Consider the following 18,681-nt stretch of genomic DNA (forward strand, 5'->3'; position numbering starts at 1 on the left):
TTGTGGCTGCCGCTTCGATGGGTGACGCAGCGACCCTGATYGAGGGAAGAATGAAGGCGTTTAATCAGATTGCCCGCTGGGCGCTGACTGCCTACTGGACGGGTGCAAGTATCGTCTTTCTCATCGCCGTCGCGCTTGCTGTCTTCATGAGCTGGCGCGACTACAACAACAATTTCGAAACAGCCGCAAAGAACAATCTCAATCTTGCCGGCGCGCTTGCCGAGCAGACGACGCTCACTTTCGTGAAACTCGAGGCTCTTGCCAATGCCGTCATCGAGGACCGCGCCGACCCGATCGTTCCGGTGGACCTTTTCTCCGAGGTTCTGAAAAGGCGGGCGGCGGCCGAACCCGCCGCAAAATCGATCGTCCTGGCCGATGCCAGCGGCAAGGTGTTTGCCACCAGCAACCCGGCTCATCCCGTCGGCGAGGATCTTTCCCAAACGGACACCCACCGCGCGTTGAGCATGCAAGCCGGATCACCGCGGCATCTCAGCCCGTCATACAGACTTTCTTCCGGCACCGCAGATAACCAATGGGCCTGGACGATGGACTTCGCCCAGCGGATCGATGATCTGGACGGCAATTTCGCGGGATATGTGCTGATCGAGATCGACAAGACGTTCCTCTACAGTTTCTACGTCAATCTTCCCGAGGAAAGCGGAAGGATCGTGGGGCTCGTCGGCGATGACGGCATTATCCGCATTTCGAACAACCACAACGTCATCGGGCGCAATATCCAGCCTCTTCTTCGTGGGGTTTCGGGGGGTGATATTCGCATCGCCAACTCACCGATCACAGGCATTCGGCAGATCTTCGCGTATAGCAAACCCACCGCAGCGCCGCTGCTGGCCTATGTGGGAACGCCGGTTGCGGCCGTCTATGAAGCGTGGCGCGGCCCCGCCCTCATCGTGGCCAGYGCGCTCACGGCCCTCGGCGGTGCACTTGTCGCCCTCGGCGTGATGCTCGGCAAATATATCCGCAATCAGAAATCGCTCATGCACAATCGTATCGAGATGGAGCGCGAGCAGCAGGAACGTGTGTTTCTGGAAGCAATCCTCAATACCGGAGGCGCGCTGGTGGCGGTGACCGATACCTCCGGAAAGCCCATAGTAGTCAACCCCGCCCTCCAGGAATTGTTCGGCCGCGACGAGACGGATGAGAACGGCCAGTTTCGGCTCTCGACGGTTTTGAACAGGAGCGTCGATGAAATCATCGAGCATCTGCCGCTGGAAACGAGCATTCAGGCAAAGGACCAGCATGGCCGGAGGCGCGAACTTTCATGGACCGTCACCGCCATCCGGGATGCGGGCGGCGCCGTTCGCAATCTCGTTGCTATCGGCTTCGACAACACCGAGCGGCGGGAGGCCGAGCTTGCCGTCTACCAATCCGGCAAGCTCATAACGCTCGGAGAAATGGCAACGGGACTTGCCCATGAGATCAATCAGCCGCTCGGCGCCATCGTCCTGACGCTGGATCATATCCAGGCACGGCTGCTGCGGGGCGATGCAGATACGGCCTTCATGAGAAAGCATCTCGACGCCATGACGGCTCAGGCCGAACGCGCGTCCAGGGTGATCGACCACATGCGCATTTACGGGCGCCGTAGCGACGGTAGCACCTATCCGCTAGATCCCGTGGAAGGGATCGAAGGGGCGCTTGCCATTGCCGGCCGTCAGATCGAAAACGCCGGCATCGCGCTTAGGAAGAATTATGAGGCCGGCACGCTCCGGATAACGGCGGAGATAACGGCCCTGGAGCAAATCCTGATCAACCTGCTGCTCAATGCGAGGGACGCCATCCTCGAAAGGCGCCAACACAAAGAAGACAGTCACGACTGGATCGCGATCGATCTGACCGAGATGGACGAAAGCTCCGTTTGTATTGCGGTTCGCGACAGCGGCGGAGGCATTTCCCCCGAAATCATCCACCGTGTGTTCGAGCCCTTTTTCACCACCAAGCCTGCTGGCAAAGGTACCGGCCTCGGGCTCGCCTTGAGCTATGGGATGGCCAGGAGCCTTGGCGGGCGGCTGGAAGTACGCAATGGCGCCGAGGGTGCCGAATTTCTTCTGTTCTTTTCCAAGGCCGAAAAGCCGGAGGAGGAAAGAGCAACCGAGATGACAGCGGAAAGGTGGCACTGATGGAATTCGCCGAAAAGCAGCCCGATACCCAAGTTCTCCTCGTCGACGACGAGGAGCCCTTGCTCGAAATCACCTCCTCGATATTGACCGATGCCGGGCATAGATGCCTGCTCGCCCGCAACGCATCGGAAGCGCTCCGGCAGCTAGAAAACAATGCGGCGATCACCGTGGTCGTCAGCGACATCCGGATGCCCGAGATGGACGGCATATCGCTGCTGCAGGCGATCCGTAGCCGCTTTGCCGATCGCGATTGGCTGCAGGTGCTGTTCGTAACGGGGCATGCCACGCTCGATATTGCCGTGGAGGCACTCCGGCTCGATGCCGTCGATTTCCTGCACAAGCCGATTCGCCGCGATGAGCTTCTGGAGGCGGTCGGACGCGCCATCATGCGCTCCAATGCGCAGCGCCGGAGGCAGTCGGGCCGGGAAGATTGGCCCTATTCGCTCGACAAGCTGAGCGAGGAAGTCCGCCGGCTTGGCGCATTGCTCCAGGGGGCTGATCCCAAGGGACTTGGCGCATCGGCATCGAGGGCGGAGGACCCGCCGGATCCAAAAACCGATACGCAGCGCCTGCTCACGTTGATCCGCACCCGCCAGCTGCGCGAAAAGATGTTCAACGACGAACTCTTCGCCGATCCCGTCTGGCAGATGCTGCTCTATCTCCTCGAATATCAGCTGCAGGGCGATGTCATATATCTCACCAATCTGTACATGGCCTCCGGAGTGCCGATGTCGACAGCCTCAAGGCGATTGCTGGAGCTGGAGCAGGCCGGTCTCGTCCGGCGCGTAAACGACCCGGCCGACGGGCGCCGCCAGATCGTCGCGTTGACGCCCGAGGCGATGCAGCGCCTCGTCAGCTATTTCGAGATGCTCGACAAAAAGTTGAGCGAACAGACCCCCTGACGGCTTGCTCTACGGCTCAGAACCGRCCGCCGGTCCGGAAGCCATCCCCTCCTGAAGGGGGGCGGATTGGCGGCATGCCCATGCCACCGCCCCAACTTCCGCCTCTTGGCAGCCGCAAGCCACCGCCGAAGCCACCGGGGGACCGGGGCATGCGCCGGCGGAAGCCTTCGTTCAGAGCGTCTTCGAGATTGCGGGACGAAAGGGCGCCTTTGAGAATGCCGCCGATGACGGTGCCGATCATGTCCTCATTCGTGAACTCGCCCAGGGGATCGCCATATCCCCGCTGGCGGAAGTGGCCGCGCGCGCGCTCGAGCTCTATCCGTTTCCTACCGAGTTCAGCCGTCGTCCTGCGGACGTCCTGGACCTCGGCATCGGCCTTTGCGATCGCCTGGTCGATTTTGCCGAGCTGCTGCACGATCTGCTCGTCTTCCGGTGTCGGCGTCCGGGTTGCTTCCGCATAGAGGACGCGGAGGTCCTCTCGACTCAGCCTTTCGGCCATTATCTGGACGGCCTGCCGGTAATCGGCATCCCCCGCGGCTTCGGTCTCGCCCGCCTGTTCCTCGTCCAGGGCGGTGAGATCCGCCCTTGCCTTTTCGAGCGCCGTCTCGACTTCGTCCAGCGCCCTTTCCGCAGTCTCGAGCTCCTCTTCCAGCTTCACGATGCCATCCTTCTCGAGCGCCCGGCGCTCAATGGCACTTCGCTTGGAGATTTCCTCATCGACCATTCCAGCGACGCGATCGRCATGCTCGCGCAGGCGCAGAGGGATCTCGTTGAGCATGTGGTAGTTGGCCCGCGCATTTTGATAGCCGAGCAGGCGCGCGACTTTGCCGTCGAAATATCGGGTAATGGGGCCGGCGCGGTAATTGGACGTTCCATAGCCGGCGCGCCACAGATACATGAACAGCGGGTCGTTCAGATAAGGATTGCCCTTGCTTTCCCGATCCGTCTCGGCCTGGGCGGCCTTGTCGGCGGCTGCTTGGGCCTTTACCTGAGCCTCCGCCACCCTTTGCTGCTGAGCAATCCAGGCAGGGTCCGCCTTTATGGCGGCTTCTACCTTGGCTGTGAGTTCATCGATCCGGTCGCCGGCCGCCTCCACGACCCTGGCCTTTTCGGCGCGATCCGCTTCTGCAACCGTTGCCGCGACCGTCGCCTTGGCGCGCCGGTCGGCAAGCTCCGCAAGCTTGTTGCGTCGGCGGGCGATGAGCTCCAGGGCCCTCTGCTCCGCCGCGTTCAGGTCATGCACGATCTCATCGCGGGCAAGCGCCTCGAGACGGATTTCGGCAAGCGCCTTGAAGTTATCCGCTTTCAGCGTCCGCAACCTGGCGGCTTCCTCCTCCGCAGAGCGGAGCGTTGCAACCAGCTGATCCTCTTGCGAGCGGACCCCCAGAATGGCGCGCTCAATGGAGGACAATGTTTCACGACCCGAGATCATCTGCCCTACCATTTCGTGATCGCGCCGCCCGAGACCGGCATCAGATAGCCAGGATCGAGCATGCCGCGTCGTTTTTCTCCAAGTCTGCTGTTCTGGACAATACCGTCATCCATCTTGTCCTGACGCACGGCCTCGAAGGCCGCCTGAGGCACTCTGACGCCCCATTGCGTCACATTCTCCGTGCGACCGGTTTCCTCGCTCTCGACGGGCAAGCTCAAGGTCCTTCCATCGGGGGTGACCGCCTCGACGATCAGATAGTAGTTGCGGCTCGCCTGGTTGACGTCCGGAATGYGGTAAACGCCGGTATCCGCTCCCGGACGAGAGACGATGCGCAATGTATATTCACGCAGTAGCCGCTCGCGAAGCTGGCCTAATCCTGAAACCGCCTCACGGGCAGCTGCGGCATTACCGGCAACGAGCGCGGCCTGGCCATCTGCCCGCAGCCGCTCGATCATCTCCCGGGCCTGCGGTTCCTGCGCTTCCCTCGATGCACCTTCTGCAGCCGTAGCGAGTGCCTGCGGCAAGGTCTCCGTCAGTTCGATCCGCGCAGCCTCTGCAGCCTGGCGTTCGGCGCGCCAGTTCCAGACCTGCCAGCCCACCCCGGCAATCGCGAGCAACAACACGAAACCCGCAATCTTGCCCACGGTGCGCCTGCGCACCCATAGATTTGCCAGCGTACGGCCAAAGCTCGGCGGCGGCGGTTCATAAACAAACCGGCTTTCCTTCAGCGCCCTGATGCCCTCTTCGAGGATGCGGTCGGTGACCTCAAGCCCCTGCCCCTCGTAGATTTGGCGGAGCCGCTTCTTCAGCTCGTCATCGCGCTCTTCCTGGGCCAGTTCCTTGGCGATAAGGCCTTCCTGGTGACGGAGCGTATCGACGACATCCATCGCCAGCATCAGGTCATCGAGCTTCGGCGCCGGGGCTTGGCCGCCTGGAATGCCGGGCGGCGGTTCGGCAGATTGGACGTTAGCCATCGATCAGCAGCGCATTGCCCCTTTCCGCAAGCCGCGCGATGCGCCGCTTGCCGTCCTCCACGGCTTCGCGAATCTCGTTAGAATTCTGCGTCGCGAGCTTGCGCATTTCCGCGATGATCTCGGTCGAATGTTCCTGGAAATTGACCACGGAATCAACGAGTTTCTTGACCGCGTCGGCCCTGATCGTGGGGCCGTAACCCGCCTTGATCGCCTCTTCCTGCACCTTGCCGCCGATCTCGGCGAGAACCTCGATCGACTTGGAGACCCCCTCCTTCATCTCATTGAGGGTCTGGGTGGATTCATGCAGGCCGAAGAGGCCCGTGAACGACGCCTTAAGTGCGGTCAGCACGGATTCGTTGGTCGAGAAGAAAGCCACCGACTGCTGATAGACCCGCTCCTTGGCATTGGTCGTCTGCATCAGTCGGGCCATGATGACCTCTGAGGTATTGTAGCCGATCGTCAGGTTGTCGGCCAAATCCTTGGCGATCTGATAGCGGTTTTCCTCGTTCTGCATCACCCGCAGTTTTTCGTCGCGTGCGAGCTCGAGCTTGGCGCGGCCGRCCGGATCGTTGGCGGTGAAGCTCGCGACCTGGTCGGAGGCTTTCGCCAATACGCCCTTGGCATCCTCGAGCTTGGCCTCAGCGGTCTTGAGAACCTCGAGCGCGGAGACCTCCGCCTGCTTAAGCGCGCCACGAAAGTCGCGATAGGCTTCCAGGATCACATGCTCGCGCTCGATATTCTGCTTGGTGTCCTTGGCGACCTCGAGATAGGTTTGCTTGATCTCATCGAATCGCGCCGCGACATCGCCGCGGGAAATCTTCATCCAGACATTGGTGGAACGCTCGAAAATATCGAGCTTGCCGTCGGAGATCTGGTCGACCATGCGCTTGGCATCGTCACGGATGGAATTGAAGCCCTTGGTGATCTTCTCGTAGCGCTCGCCAATCGACATCTGCGAGATCTGCTCGCGCACGACTTCGTTGAAGAAGCTCATCTGGTCGAGCGTGCGGGTGATGACGGCGATCTTGTCGGGCTCCAGATCACTGATCTTTTCCAGCAAGCCAACGATTGGCGCCTCTCCGCTCCGCTCCGGGACCAAGCCCATATCGCGAAGCGATCCCATCGCCTTCTCAAGATATTGCATCGACGTCTTCCCAACGACATCGCTCATGGCTGCATCTCCCTCGCGAGCAATAGTTGCGGTGAGCTTAGAACAAAACCCATCCCTGTAAACCGGAATCTATAGCGGCGCGCACGCTTTTCCATAGGCGTGGCAGAGGCTTGCTTTCCGCATCTTTAATGGGGTGCGGACACCCACGGCGATCCGGAAATGCAACCGCACTGCCGCAGCCAATCCGTAGAAGAGTGATATGAAGGCGTCGTGACAATCGTATCGACGGATGCCGTGCCTTGCATCCGTCCACTCGAAATCAGCCGAGTTCCAGAGTGGAGACCGCAAAAACGCCTGCCATTGGCACCATGGGCGCCGGGCCGCGATACATGCGGGCGGTCGCGAACCCCTTTGAAAAGCCGTTGGCCTCCAGGATTTCGGCAAACTGCGTCTGCATGGCCGGCACGTCGATATGCATGGTGCGGCCTTCGGCCCGCGCCGCACAGGCTTTCAGCAGGCACTGCGCATCGACCGTCGTATCCGCAAACAGCGGGCCGATCTTGAAGCCGTCATGACATTTCCGGCAGACCGCATATCCATGCACGACACCGTCGCGGACCGTTGCCATGGCAAGTCTCGGCGGCTTCAGCCATTGCGCAAGAAAGCCGCTTCTCTCAGCGGGGAAGAAGTGCCGGTCATAATCGGCGATACTGGCGGCCATATCCGGCGAAACCGCGACCACGTCGCTGTTTGCCACCCCTGTCACGCTGCCGCTCCAGCGAAACGTCTCGTAATGCGGCTCGAACCCCATGCTCTGATAATTCGCCCGCTGTTCGCGAACGCCGTCGAGGCCGATCGTCCGGCCTTCGAGATGTACCATCGCGGCATCCCAGACACGCCGGCCATAGCCTCTGCCCCGATAGGGTGGATGGGCGATGTAGAGCCCGATGAAGCCGAAGTCATGGCCATATCTTACAGCCGATATGCCCGCCGCCATTTGGCCGTCGACGAAGCAGCCGATAAAGCCCTGGGGATCGGCCGCGTGAAAGGCAGCGGCGTCGGCGAGGCCGGGATTCCAGCCCTCGATGCGAGCCCAATCCATCAAGGTTTCCGTTTCGGAAAGGGTGAGCGACCGAATGGTTGGAGCAGTCGTCATCATCGGCCGAGTCTCCGGGGCTCGAAATCCTCGAGCAGGCCTTTGTAGGATTTCGAGACGGGCGAAGCATAGGCGCCGCCTTTCGCCGTGGAAAGCCCAAGAGCCACCAGCGCCTCGGCCTGCTTGACGGCGGCCGCCACGCCGTCGACAACCGGCACCCCGAACTCCGCTCTGAGCTCGATAGCGAGATCAGCCATTCCGGCGCAGCCGAGCACGATAGCCTCGGCGTTATCTTCCTCAAGGGCTGCCGCAATTTCGCTACACAGGCGGCCACGAGCATTGGAAGTCGGATCTTCCAGCGACAGCACCGGAATATCGGCGGCGCGTACCTTTGCGCGGGAAGACATGCCATAGCGGTATACCAGCGCCTCCACCGGCAGGCGGGAGCGCTCCATCGTCGTCACCACTGTAAAACGCTGCGCGATGAAGGCGGAGGTGGCGAGCGCAGCCTCGCATATGCCGACCACCGGGATATGCGCAAGCGCGCGGGCGGCATCGAGACCCGTATCATCGAAGCAGGCGATAACGGCGGCATCGGCACCCTCCCGCTCGCCCCTGGCGATTTCCATGAGAAGACCCGGCAAAGCCAGGGCTTCGTCGTAATAGCCTTCGATCGAAGCGGGCCCCATGGACGAGGTTACGGCCAGGATTTCCGTCCCGGCATTGGCAACCTGACGGGCGGACCCCGCGATCTTGGCCGTCATGCTGGCGGTGGTATTCGGATTGACGACGAGGATGCGCATGGGTTTCATGTCCGCGTCCGACGCCGGTTGAGATGAACGATGAGCCCCAACGTGCCGGCGATGACCAGGAAGGAGAAGAGCGTCGTCACCGTACCCAGCGCGTAGAGTACCGGTGTCGTAACGTTGGTGGTCATGCCGTAGATTTCGAGCGGCAAGGTATTGAAGGTGCCGGCCGTCATCAGCGTGCGGGCAAACTCGTCATAAGAAAGCGTGAAGCCGAACAGGCCGACTCCGATGAGGCTCGGCGCGATCATCGGCAGCACGACATGGCGGAAGGTCTGCCATGAGTTAGCACCGAGGTCGCGGGCGGCTTCCTCGTAGGCGGGCGAAAAGCGATTGAAGACGGCGAACATGATGAGCACGCCGAAGGGTAGCGTCCAGGTGAGATGCGCGCCGAAGGCCGAGGTGTACCAGGAGGGCTGGAGGCCGAGCTGCTGGAAGAGCACGCCAATGCCGAGCGAAATGATGATCGACGGCACGACGAGGCTTGCAACCGTCAAGTAGAAGAGCGCGGTGGAACCCATGAAGCGACGGCGGAAGGCGAGGCCGGCGAGCAGCGACACGATTACAGTGACGGCCATCACCATGAGGCCGAGCGCCAGCGAGCGGCGGAAGGAACCTCCGAAATCGCCGACCGCCTGGGTTTCGAGGAGGTTGGCGAACCAATGCAGCGAGGTGCCGCTCAAGGGGAAGGTCAATCCGCCATTCGGCCCCTGGAAGGAAAGGATGAGGATCGCCGACAGGGGTCCGTAGAGGAAAAACACGAAACCGGCGAAGAAGATGGCGAGGAGGTAGAATTCCCTGGAACGTTTCTCGCGATACATGGATCAAAGCTCCTTGCGGATATCGACGATGCGCAGGATCCCCGCAACCATCAAAAGGACGAGGACGAGAAGCACCACGGCATTGGCCGCAGCCGCTGGATATTGGAGGAGCGACATCTGGTTTCTCATCATCAGCGCGACGGAGGCGCTCTGCCCGCCCGACATCACCTGTGCGGTGGAGAAATCGGCCATCACCAGCGTCACGACGAAGATCGTGCCGATCGCCATGCCGGGTTTGGCAAGCGGAATGATGACGTTGGCGAGGACCTGCCAGCCACTGGCGCCGGCATCGCGCRCTGCCTCTATCAAAGAGTGATCGATACGCATCAGCGTGTTGAAGATCGGCGTCWCCATGAACAGCGCATAGAGATGCACCATGGCCAGCACGACCGCGAAATCGGAATAGAGCAGCCATTCGATCGGCTGCTGGACGATCCCCGCATCCCTGAGCGTCGTATTGATCAGGCCGTTGCGTCCGAGAACCGGAATCCAGGAAATCATGCGGATGATATTGGACGTCAGGAAAGGCACGGTACAGACGAGGAAGAGCACCATCTGCATGGCCGGGGTACGGATGTGGAAGGCGAGGAAATAGGCGACCCAGAAGCCGACGAACAGCGTGATCGCCCATACGAGCAGGGCGAATTTCAGCGTGTTGAGATAGATTTTCCAGGTGACCCAGGAGCCCAGCGTCTCGGCATAGTTGAAGGTCACGAAATCCGGATACATCCGGGCAAAATCGTAATCCCAGAAACTGACGACCGCGATCATCAGGATGGGCACGAGCAGGAAGGCGCCGAGGATGGCTGCCAGCGGCGCCGCCTGGAGGTAAGAGACCAGCGCCGGCGGCAAGCGGAGGCTTTTCGCTCCCGCCGTACTTTCGAACTTTTCCGTTTCCGAGGACGTCACCGTCGCCATTGTATCCTCCTTCTCCGGAAGGGATCGAAGTGGTCGGCATAGCTCCCTCCCCCTATAGAGGGGAGGGTTGGGCTGATGAATGCCTTAAGCCGCAATGAACTCGTTCCAGCGGCGGACCATGTAGCGGTCCTCGTCCATTACCGAATTCCAGCAGGCGACTTTGCCCATGCGCTCCTCGAAGGATCCGCCATCGCGCACCGCGCCTGCCTTTTCCATGACCTTGCCGTCGGGCGCGAGGATATCGCCCTGGGCGGGCTTGCCCTCGACCCAGAACCCCCATTCGTCGGCGCTCATGTGCTGTTTTGCAGTTTCCATCGCCGCCGAATAATAGCCCTGACGATTCAGATAGGCGCCGACCCAGCCGGAGAGATACCAGTTGATATATTCATAGGCTGCATCGAGCTGGGCACCTTTGAGATGCGCGGCAAGTCCGAGCCCGCCGCCCCAGGCGCGGTAGCCTTCCTTGAGCGGCTGGTAGACGCAGGGGATGCCCTTGGAGCGGACGGCTGCGACGGCAGGCGACCACATGGATTGGATAACCACTTCCCCGGAAGCCATCAGGTTGACGCTCTCGTCGAACGATTTCCAGAAAGCGCGGAACTGGCCCTCCTGCTTGGCCTTGATGAGGAAATCGATCGTCTTGTCGATCTCATCGGTGGTCATGTTGCCCTTGTCGGCATATTTGAGCTCGCCCATCGCCTCCATGATCATGGCCGCATCCATGATACCGATCGAGGGGATGTTGAGGATCGAGGTCTTGCCCTTATAGGCCGGGTCCATGAGGTCCGCCCAGGTGGTGATCTGACGGCCGACGAGGTCCGGGCGGATGCCGAGCGTATCGGCATTGTAGATGGTCGGCACCATCGTCATCCACTCGGTCGGTTCCGTGGCGAAGGACTTTGCATCCTGGCTTTCGACAAAGCCGACGGTGTGAGGGGCGGTACCCTGGGCGACGACGCTCTCCGGCGCCAGCTTGCCGTTGATGAAGAGAGGCACGATCTTGTCGAAATATTTCAGCTTCTTGACGTCCATCGGCTGCAGGACGCCCGCAGGATAGACCTTCTTGGCAATCCAGTATTCGACATCGGCGATATCGTAGGAATTCGGCTGCGTAACGGCTCTTTGCGCGGCGGCGTCGGAATCCGTCGCCGCCATCTCAAGCGTGATGCCGAGGTCTTCCTTGCACTTTTGTGCGATCGCATTCAGGTTCGAAACGCCGGTGCCGAACTGGCGCAAAGTGATCGGATTTTGCGCCCAGATGGTGGGGAATCCGGTGATCACGCCGGAGCCGGCGGCAAGACCTGCCGCCGCCGACGCCGTCTTCAGGAGCGAGCGGCGGGAAATTCCCTTTGCCTTTTTCTTTGCTGTATCGGTCATTGCTGTTCTCCTCTGTTGGATTTTTATTGCGATGTCAGTGATGCTTCGGGCTGCCGAGAACGATGGCGTCCGCGCGTTCCCAGGCGAGCGGGATCGCCTCGCCGACCTTCACGGGGTTGGCGAAATAGTCCGTGTCGCTGAGGATGACGGTGAAATCCGCAATCCCGGCGCCGTTTGCCGACAGTTTCACCGAAGAGCCGCGATATTCGATATTGGTGACGGAGCCGACGAAGCCGAGGCCCGGCTCCGCCGGTTGGCCGATCCGCACATGATCGGTGCGAATGGCAATGTCGGCGGTATCGCGTGGGGTTTCTGGTCCCGCATCGGCGAGGAATTCTCCGCCCGCCGGAACTCCTATGAGAAGACGACCGGCCTGATTTTCCATCACCCGGCCGGAGATCACGTTATGATCACCCATGAAGCGGGCCACGAAAGGTGTCGCCGGGCGTTCGAACACCGTGCGCGGATGGGCAGCCTGCTCGATACGGCCTTCGTTCATCACCACGATCAGGTCGGCGAGCGCCATGGCCTCCTCCTGGCTGTGCGTCACATGCACGAATGTGATGCCAAGCGAGGTTTGCAGCTTCTTGAGCTCCGCTCGCATACGGATCTTGAGAAAAGGGTCGAGCGCCGAAAGCGGCTCGTCGAGCAGTAGCGCTTCTGGATCGGTGATGAGCGCACGGGCAAGTGCCACGCGCTGTTGCTGGCCTCCCGAAAGCTGGGCGGGGCGACGGCTCGCATAGGCCTCAAGCTGCATCAGGCGCAACATGTCGAGCGCCTTGGCACGGCGCTGGTCCTTGTCGACGCCCTTCATCTTGAGGCTGAAGGCGACGTTGTCGATCAGGTCGAGATGAGGAAACAGGGCGTAAGATTGGAACATCATGGCCGTGCCGCGCCTGGCCGGCGGCAGATCGGTCACCACGATGTTTCCGAGCCGGATATCACCGCTCGATATCGTTTCGTGGCCGGCGATCATGCGCAGCGTCGAGGTCTTGCCGCAGCCGGAAGGACCGAGCAGGCAGCAATAACTGCCTGCCGGAATCTTCAGGCTTATGGACTGCACGGCCGTCGTGGAACCATAGATTTTTGAGACAGAGGCGATATCGATTTCGGCTGCTTTACTCATCCATACGCTCCTTTGCGTCGATTATTGCGATGCATGGAGCGTGCCAAATCCCTCAAGCCTTTGAAGAAGCGGTTACTTTCTGAATTGAGAGTGCAGCAAGGGATCCGGCGGTTTGCGCAATGCGCAAAAAACAAGCGTCTGTCTGCGATCCCCTGGGGAAATTGTATGCAATTATCCTCTGTATCGCCGACAAAAGCCGCTTGGTTTTGAAACGCCACCGCGATACAAACGCTGAGACAGCGGACCTGAACATGAATATCGGCGAAAAAATCGTTCTCACCGAAGCAGCCCCCGAGGACCGGTCGGCTGCGATCCGGGAAGCCCTGCGTGACGCGATCATCGACCGGCGGCTTGCGCCGGGCACCAAGCTTTCGGAAGCGGAAGTCGGCTCCCTGTTCGACGTCAGCAGAACGGTCGCTCGCGCAGCACTCCAGATGCTCGCTTTCGAGGGATTGGTGACGATCGAAAGGAACCGCGGCGCCTTCGTCTCGAACCCGTCTCCGGAAGAAGCCCGTCAGATATTCGCCTCACGACGCCTTCTCGAGCCAGGCATCATCGCCGCGGCGGTGGAGCGCATCACCGCAGGGCATATCGCGCAGTTCCGCCGGTTGCTGGATGAAGAAGCGCATTACATGAACGAGCGCGGCCCTGCCGCGCGGCGGGCCGAGATCAAGGCATCCGGCGAGTTTCATCTGATGCTGGCCGCTCTTTCGGGCAACGCGATCCTTGAGCGTTTCATGGACGAGCTGGTCGCCAGATCTTCTCTGGTGATCGCCATTTATGGACGTTCCGGCATTTCAAGCTGCGGCCATGGCGAGCACGCTGCCATCGTCGAAGCGTTGGAGCAGCGCGATGTGGCGCGCACGAGCGAACTCATGCTCCACCACATCGATCATATCGAAGCCGATCTCGACCTTCGCCTCCGGGAAGGCATGGCATTGCGCAACGCTTTAGGCTTCTAGCGAGCGCCGCAGCCGATTCAATCGACGACGACGGCGATCACCGACACGCAATCACCAGCCTTCACCAGGCCCGGAAAGTGCCGTGCGCAGAGAATGCCGTCCATCTTAGCGCGTATTTCGTGCGGAGCCACCCCTGTTCGTCCCGTCGGATAAATGCGCGCGACGACAGCGTTCCTGGTTACCCGGTCGCCGAGGTCGAAGAGGGGCTCGATCAAGCCGTTCTCCTCCGCAAAGGAGAAGCAATCGCCATCGGGCATGTCGAGCCAGGTCGTAAAGCCCGTCTCGGCAGTCCCCGCGACGATGCCGGCATGGCGCAGCAGGTTCATGACGCCGCGCTTGGCGATGCCAGCGCTTTTCGCCGTGGCCGTCCCCCCGCCGCCGAGTTCGGTGGTGATGAAGACCTTGCCCATCTCCTCGGCCGCGGTGTCGTACATGCCGACCGCGTCTATTTCGAGCATCTTCATCGAATAGGGCGCGGAAAACGCCTTCACCAGTTCGAAGGCACGAGCCTCCTGCTCCTTGTCCGGCAAAATGTGCGCGGCACAGAAAGGCAGGAAATCCAGCGTTTTGCCGCCGGAATGGAAATCCAGCACGATATCGGCGCGCGGCAGCAGCTCGCGCTGGAAGTAATCGGCGATCTTCTGCGTCACCGTTCCGTCCGGGCGACCCGGAAAGCTTCGGTTCAGGTTGCCCTTGTCGATGGGCGAGGTGCGCGTGCCGGCAAGGAAGGCCGGGTAATTCATCGCCGGCACGATGATGACCGTGCCGTTGACATCTTCCGCCCCGAGGCTGCGGGCGAGATCGAAGAGCGCGATCGGCCCTTCGTATTCGTCGCCGTGATTGCCGCCCGTCAGGAGCGCCGTCGGTCCCTTTCCGTTGCGGACGACGGTGATGGGTATCATCACCGATCCCCATGCGGAATCGTCGCGGCTATAGGGCAGCCGCAGGAAGCCGTGCTGCACCCCCTCGGCATCCAGATCCACCGTCGGGCTGATCGGCRACGGCCRCAAAGCCAATTCGCTCATCGCTCAATCCTTGACCATCAGCTTGCGGGGCACGTTCGCCAGGCATTCGACACCCGTATCGGTAATGAGAATGCTTTCGGTGGTCTCGAAGCCCATGTCTTCCAGCCAGAGGCCGGTCATGAAGTGGAAGGTCATGCCGGGCTTCAATTCCGTGCGGTCGCCTGGCCGCAGGCTCATGGTCCGCTCGCCCCAATCCGGCGGATAGGAAAGGCCGATCGGATAGCCGGTACGGTTGTCCTTGACGATCCCGTATTTCTTCAGCACGCCGAAGAATGCGTTGGCGATGTCCTCGCAGGTATTGCCGGGCTTTGCGACTGCGAGACCGGCCTCCATGCCCTCAAGCGTCGCCTTTTCCGCGTCCAGGAAGGCTTGCGTCGGCTTGCCGAGGAAGACGGTGCGCGACAGCGGCACGTGATAGCGATTGTAGCAGCCGGCGATCTCGAAGAAGGTGCCCTCGCCCCTCTTCATCGGCCGGTCGTCCCAGGTCAGATGCGGCGCGGAGGCTTCCACACCTGAGGGCAAAAGCGGCACGATCGCCGGATAATCACCGCCGATACCGTCGACGCCGCGCGTGCCGGCATCGTAGATTTCGGCGACCAGGTCGCATTTGCGCATGCCCACCTCGATCTTGTCGAAGATGCGCTGATGCATGGCTTCGACGATGCGGGCGGCATTGCGCATATACTTGATCTCGGTCTCGCTTTTCACAGCGCGCTGCCAGTTGACGAGCGCGGTCGCATCGATGAAGCGCGCATTCGGCAGATGCTTCGTGAGCGAAGCGAAGGCGGCGGCCGAGAACCAGTAATTGTCCATCTCCACGCCGATCGTCAGCTTATCGAGGCCGCGTTCGGCAAGCTTGGCCGACAGGTAGTCCATCGGGTGGCGCTCGGTCGACTGCACATAGTGATCCGGATAGCCGATAATGTTCTCATGTTTCAGATAAGCGGTGAGCTTGGCGCCATTAGCGTCCTGACCGCGGCCGAACCAGATCGGCTCGCCGGACGGCGGCACGATGACCGCCTGATGCACGTAGAAGGACCAGCCGTCATAGCCCGTCAGCCAGGCCATGTTGGAGGGATCGCTGACGATCAAGAGGTCGACCCCCTTCGCTTCCATGGCGCGCCGTGTCTTTTCCAACCGCGCGGCGTATTCGCCGAGCGAGAATTTCAGATTGGGCTGGTTCATGTTTTTTCCCTTCTCCTCCGGCGTCCCAGGCCGGTTCAGCTTTCAAATGCGGCACCCACGCCTGCGGCGGTTGCCCGCGCGAAAGCGAGCGTGGCGATGGCGGTATCCTGGATGCCCGTTCCGGTGAGATCGGCGAGCGTGATCTGGCCGGCGCTTTGGCGGCCGGCGCTACGGCCGGCGACCACCTGGCCAAGCTCCGGGTATGGCGCATCGGCGACGACAAGCCCCGCCTCGATCGCGTGGTGAAGCTCACCAAGTCGTCGGGTCTGCGTCAGGCGATCGGCGACATAGACATCCGCCTTGACGATGGCCGCCGGATCGATCTCGTTCTTTTGCTCGGCATCCGAGCCCATTGCAGTCACGTGCAGGCCAGGCCGAAGCCATTCGGCTTTCAGGATCGGCGTTTCGGAAGGCGTGGTGGTAACGACGATATCGGCACCGCCCATCGCAGTTTGGGGATCAGCCTCAGCCCGAACCGGAAAACCAAGCCGCGCGGTCAGCTCGGCTGCAGCCGTCTGAGCCTTACCGAACTCGCGGGCCCATATCCGCGCCTCGCGAATCGGCCTGACTAGCGTCAGCGCCTGAAGTTGCAGGCGCGCCTGCATGCCCGCGCCGAAGACCGCCGCGACGGCGCAATCCGGGCGCGAAAGATGTTTTGCCGCCACCGCGCCGGCAGCTGCCGTACGAACGTCGGTCAGATAGCCGTTGTCGAGCAGCAGGGCCTGCACCAGACCGGTTCGCGTCGACAGCAGCACCATCATGCCGTTCGTGCTCGGCAGGCCGATCTTCGGATTGTCGAAGAAGCCGGGGCTGATCTTGATCGCAAAGCCTTCGAGGCCCGGCACATAGGCTGTCTTCACATCCACCTCGCCGCGATGCTCGGGAATGTCGAGACGCAGGATCGGCGGCATGGCGACCGGCTTGGTCGCAAGTGCGTGGAACGCGTCCTCGACGCAGGCGACCGCCTCGCGATCGAGCGGAACCAGTTCGCGCAGGTCCTTTTCGGTGAGAATGACCATCCGGCTCATGCGGCATCCTTTCCGTAGATGGCATCGCCGTTAATCACCCGCCGATGCTGATCCATATCGACATTGCGGCCGGAAAGGATGGTGACCACCGGGCCGCGGCTACCGACCTTGCCGGCCAGGAGTGCGGCGATGCCGACGGCGGCAGCCCCCTCGACCACCTCACGCTCGACCGCATAGGCATGCCGTATGCCGGCGGCGATTTCCGCTTCCGATAGCAGGATAACGTCGTCGAGAAGATCGCGGCACATGGCAAAGGTAACGCGATTGTCGAGACCGATGCCGCCGCCGAGCGAATCCGCAAGGCTCGGCAGTTCCTCGACCTGCACCGGCTTGCCGGCGCTGAGGCTCGCCTTCATCGCCGCCCCGCGTTCCATCGTCAGGCCGATCACCCGCACCGATGGCTTCAATTCCTTGATCGCGGCCGCGACACCGGCGGCCAGTCCCCCGCCGGACAGAGGAACGAGAACGGTTTCGACGCCAGGAAGTTGATCGAACAGTTCGAGACCAAGCGTGCCCTGCCCCGCGACGACCGCCGGATGGTCGAAGGGCGGCACCATCACCGATCCTTCCTCAGCCACCAGCCTGTCCACTTCTTCCTGAGCCTCGTCCTGGGAGCGGCCGACGATGCGGACATTGGCGCCCAGACGGCGGATTTCCAAAACCTTGTTATCCGGCACGAGCGAGGACATGCAGATGGTCGCGACCGAGCCTTCCGCTTTTGCCGCAAATGCCAGAGCGCGGCCGTGATTGCCTGTAGAAGCGGCAACCACACCCCGTTTTCGTTCCTCCGCAGTCAGCGAAAGAACCGCATTTGTGGCACCGCGGAGTTTGAAGCTGCCGGTCGTCTGGTGGTGTTCCAACTTCAGATGAACCGGAACACCGGCAATTTCACTGAGCGCGGCCGATTCCACCATCGGCGTTTTCAACACGCGCTCACCGATGCGGGCGGCGGCGGCACGGATATCGTCAAGTCTGACCGGCAGGTTTCCCGCAATCATGGCATCAGCCTTCCGGATAGGGTCTGGTCATCAGCGTCCCCAGTTCAGGACGCGATGCCGTTTCGCCGCAAAGCTGCAGGCAGGCCCAGGCAGTCGCGAGATTGCTGCTGATCATTGGTCTGCCGATTTCCGCCTCGACCCGCGCCGCCACCTGGGCCGCGCGAACCGCGGTGCAGGAAATGAAAAGCGCATCGGATTGAGGCGCCATCGCCTTGCGGGCAAGCGAGACGATCTCGTCGGGCGCGATGCGCGCCATTTCGCGGTCATCCTCGAAACCGAGGCATGTGAACCGGTCGATCGTGAAGCCAAGGCGCGCGAAATAATCGGCCATCGGCCGGCTCGTCTCGACCGTATAGGGCGTCAGGATCGAAATGCGCTTGGCACCCACGGCCTTAAGCCCTTTGACAGCCGCGGCTGTCGGCGTCACCACGGGAACGCCGGGCTTTGCCGCACGGATCGCCTGCTCGATCCTCTCGTCACCAATCACCACGGAGGCGGAGGTGCAGGAATACATGACCGCATCCAGCGTCTCATCCGGCAGGATGAGCGAGGCACCCTCGGTCAACACCGGCTGCATCTTCATCAGGTTTTCGGGCGTCGTCGGATTGGCGTAAGGAATGCGGCTCACATAAATGCCGATACGTTCGCCGGCGACCATGCGCTGGAAGTCAACCTCAGTCGTATGGTCGGTCGCCAGAATGACGAGCCCGATCCGCTTTCGAAGCGGCCGGTCGTCGAGGCGAGGCTGGTGCGCGGCAAGATGTATGTCAATGGAAGTCATG

Annotated in this window: 17 protein-coding genes; 3 read left to right on the forward strand and 14 right to left on the reverse strand. The window is 61.5% G+C overall.

The genetic code is table 11. The features are described from left to right. The first annotated feature begins 50 nt into the window (after positions 1–50). Positions 51–2,138: an ATP-binding protein gene (locus tag LCM4573_RS20245; protein ID WP_071008174.1), complete on the forward strand. Its 2,088-nt coding sequence runs from the start codon at positions 51–53 to the stop codon at positions 2,136–2,138. Further along, positions 2,138–3,040: a response regulator gene (locus LCM4573_RS20250; protein ID WP_071008175.1), complete on the forward strand. Its 903-nt coding sequence runs from the start codon at positions 2,138–2,140 to the stop codon at positions 3,038–3,040. The genes LCM4573_RS20245 and LCM4573_RS20250 overlap by 1 nt, the downstream gene beginning before the upstream one ends. 16 nt (positions 3,041–3,056) lie before the next feature. Here the strand turns inward: LCM4573_RS20250 and LCM4573_RS20255 are convergent, their stop codons facing one another. From LCM4573_RS20255 to LCM4573_RS20295, 9 genes are all read right to left on the reverse strand, one after another. Further along, positions 3,057–4,472 carry a hypothetical protein gene (locus LCM4573_RS20255; RefSeq protein ID WP_071008176.1) on the reverse strand — a complete coding sequence of 472 codons (1,416 nt, stop codon included), beginning with the start codon at positions 4,470–4,472 and terminating at the stop codon, positions 3,057–3,059. A gap of 5 nt (positions 4,473–4,477) precedes the next feature. After that, positions 4,478–5,446: a DUF6384 family protein gene (locus LCM4573_RS20260; RefSeq protein WP_071008177.1), complete on the reverse strand. Its 969-nt coding sequence runs from the start codon at positions 5,444–5,446 to the stop codon at positions 4,478–4,480. Then, positions 5,439–6,617, reverse strand: a complete 1,179-nt coding sequence (locus LCM4573_RS20265; RefSeq protein ID WP_071008178.1) for a cell surface protein — start codon at positions 6,615–6,617, stop codon at positions 5,439–5,441. The genes LCM4573_RS20260 and LCM4573_RS20265 overlap by 8 nt, the downstream gene beginning before the upstream one ends. A 259-nt stretch (positions 6,618–6,876) precedes the next feature. Next, positions 6,877–7,716 (reverse strand): GNAT family N-acetyltransferase, encoded by an 840-nt coding sequence (locus LCM4573_RS20270; protein ID WP_244505372.1) that lies wholly within the window; start codon positions 7,714–7,716, stop codon positions 6,877–6,879. Next, positions 7,713–8,456 (reverse strand): aspartate/glutamate racemase family protein, encoded by a 744-nt coding sequence (locus LCM4573_RS20275; RefSeq protein ID WP_071008179.1) that lies wholly within the window; start codon positions 8,454–8,456, stop codon positions 7,713–7,715. The genes LCM4573_RS20270 and LCM4573_RS20275 overlap by 4 nt, the downstream gene beginning before the upstream one ends. A gap of 5 nt (positions 8,457–8,461) precedes the next feature. Beyond that, the gene (locus LCM4573_RS20280) at positions 8,462–9,280 is read right to left on the reverse strand and encodes an ABC transporter permease (protein ID WP_071008180.1); all 819 of its coding nucleotides are present in this window, start codon (positions 9,278–9,280) and stop codon (positions 8,462–8,464) included. 3 nt (positions 9,281–9,283) lie between these two features. After that, positions 9,284–10,198, reverse strand: coding sequence for an ABC transporter permease (locus tag LCM4573_RS20285; RefSeq protein ID WP_071008181.1), 915 nt, complete (start codon positions 10,196–10,198; stop codon positions 9,284–9,286). An 84-nt stretch (positions 10,199–10,282) separates the two neighbouring features. Then, positions 10,283–11,575: a PotD/PotF family extracellular solute-binding protein gene (locus LCM4573_RS20290; protein ID WP_071008182.1), complete on the reverse strand. Its 1,293-nt coding sequence runs from the start codon at positions 11,573–11,575 to the stop codon at positions 10,283–10,285. Between the two features lie 34 nt (positions 11,576–11,609). Beyond that, positions 11,610–12,701, reverse strand: a complete 1,092-nt coding sequence (locus LCM4573_RS20295) for an ABC transporter ATP-binding protein (protein WP_071008183.1) — start codon at positions 12,699–12,701, stop codon at positions 11,610–11,612. Between the two features lie 251 nt (positions 12,702–12,952). Between LCM4573_RS20295 and LCM4573_RS20300 the strand changes: the two genes are divergently transcribed. Further along, positions 12,953–13,663 (forward strand): GntR family transcriptional regulator, encoded by a 711-nt coding sequence (locus LCM4573_RS20300; protein WP_071008523.1) that lies wholly within the window; start codon positions 12,953–12,955, stop codon positions 13,661–13,663. Between the two features lie 17 nt (positions 13,664–13,680). Here LCM4573_RS20300 and doeB read toward each other — a convergent pair whose 3' ends face one another. The 5 genes from doeB to eutA are packed head-to-tail and all read right to left on the reverse strand — an operon-like array spanning position 13,681 to position 18,680. Continuing rightward, positions 13,681–14,688 carry a N(2)-acetyl-L-2,4-diaminobutanoate deacetylase DoeB gene (doeB, locus tag LCM4573_RS20305; protein WP_071008184.1) on the reverse strand — a complete coding sequence of 336 codons (1,008 nt, stop codon included), beginning with the start codon at positions 14,686–14,688 and terminating at the stop codon, positions 13,681–13,683. A 3-nt stretch (positions 14,689–14,691) separates the two neighbouring features. Further along, on the reverse strand, positions 14,692–15,873 hold the full coding sequence (gene doeA / locus LCM4573_RS20310; protein WP_071008185.1) for an ectoine hydrolase DoeA: 1,182 nt from the start codon (positions 15,871–15,873) through the stop codon (positions 14,692–14,694). 35 nt (positions 15,874–15,908) lie between these two features. Next, positions 15,909–16,901, reverse strand: coding sequence for an ectoine utilization protein EutC (eutC, locus tag LCM4573_RS20315; RefSeq protein WP_071008186.1), 993 nt, complete (start codon positions 16,899–16,901; stop codon positions 15,909–15,911). After that, on the reverse strand, positions 16,898–17,896 hold the full coding sequence (eutB, locus tag LCM4573_RS20320; RefSeq protein ID WP_116285669.1) for a hydroxyectoine utilization dehydratase EutB: 999 nt from the start codon (positions 17,894–17,896) through the stop codon (positions 16,898–16,900). The genes eutC and eutB overlap by 4 nt, the downstream gene beginning before the upstream one ends. A 7-nt stretch (positions 17,897–17,903) precedes the next feature. Beyond that, positions 17,904–18,680 carry an ectoine utilization protein EutA gene (gene eutA, locus LCM4573_RS20325; RefSeq protein WP_071008188.1) on the reverse strand — a complete coding sequence of 259 codons (777 nt, stop codon included), beginning with the start codon at positions 18,678–18,680 and terminating at the stop codon, positions 17,904–17,906. Position 18,681 lies beyond the last annotated feature (1 nt).

Source organism: Rhizobium sp. LCM 4573 (assembly GCF_001854865.1).
Classification (GTDB): Bacteria; Pseudomonadota; Alphaproteobacteria; order Rhizobiales; family Rhizobiaceae; genus Neorhizobium.